The following is a 1,122-nucleotide window of genomic DNA, read 5'->3' as shown; positions in this document are numbered from 1 at the left end:
CCGGCAACTGTTATGTTGATGGAGTGATCGCATAAGGTTTTCGGTCGCGCATCATGGCATTCAGGATGGTTAGAAGCTTCCTGGCGACGGCGATGAGGGCGAGCTTGGCGGGTTTACCGGCTTGGCGCAGACGGTTGTAAAAGATCTTGAAGCGATCGGCGCGGCGGACGGCGTTGAGGGCGGCCATGTAGAGGGCGTCGCGGACACGCTTCCGGCCGCCGCCGATCTTGCGCTTGCCACGATACGCCCCGCTATCGCGATTGAAGGGAGCCAGGCCCGCAAGAGCGGCTACCTCCTTTGGCCCGAGATGGCCGAGTTCCGGCATCTGGGTGATGAGTTGCATGCAGGCGACGGGTCCCACACCGGGCACGGAGCGCATCAGCTGTGCCTGCTCCGCAAGCACCGGCTCGGCTTTGATGAGCGCGTTGATCTCGGCCTCGATCTCGACGATCTCGTCATTGAGGACCTCGATCAGGCGGCTGATGCGTTCGGCCATGGCGCGGTCCTCGGCCTCGCTGCGGCGGTTCTTTTCCTGGGCGCGCATGGCAACCAGTTGATCCCGCCGTTTTGCAAGCCTGGCGAGGGCGCTTTGGGCAGGCGTCATGGCCTGCTCGGTGGCTGGCTGCATGGCGCGCCCAAAGGCTGCCAGCGTTCGCGCGTCGATCGGATCGGTCTTGGCGAGTTGGCCGCTGGCGCGGGCGAAATCGCGAGCTCGAGCCGGGTTGATCCGCGCAAAGCGGATGCCCGCCCGACGCAGGGCCTCGCGCAGTTCGAGGTCGTAGACACCCGTGGCCTCAAAGACCACCAGAACATCGCATCGCCAACGCGCCACCAGCTGTGTGATGGCCTGTGGCGCGTTGGCGATGCGCTCCGGCGTCCCCACGGCTTCGTCAAAAATATCGAGATAGGGTTTGCAAACGTCGATTCCGACGCAACGAAAAGGTACGATCACGGTGCCTGTCCCTGTGATGCGAGGTCTGTTGGCGCAGCCTCGTGCAACTGTTCAGGTTGATAAATGGAACGGGCGGGAGACCGAGCCGGCTCACGGCGTCTAGCGCCAAGGACCCAACGGCTTCCCGCCCACCATCATCATGGCAGACTTTCCAGACACAGGGACCCATA

At 63.5% G+C, this 1,122-nt stretch carries 1 protein-coding gene; it reads right to left on the bottom strand.

Annotated elements, in window-relative coordinates; genetic code table 11:
• Positions 1-10: 10 nt before the first annotated feature.
• Positions 11-952 (bottom strand): IS110 family transposase, encoded by a 942-nt coding sequence (locus tag ACQR0W_RS33495; RefSeq protein WP_434840909.1) that lies wholly within the window; start codon positions 950-952, stop codon positions 11-13.
• Between the last annotated feature and the right edge of the window lie 170 nt (positions 953-1,122).

Source organism: Bradyrhizobium sp. HKCCYLRH1034, from assembly GCF_051168375.1.
Classification (GTDB): domain Bacteria; phylum Pseudomonadota; class Alphaproteobacteria; order Rhizobiales; family Xanthobacteraceae; genus Bradyrhizobium.
This window is presented reverse-complemented; position numbering and strand designations above follow the sequence as displayed.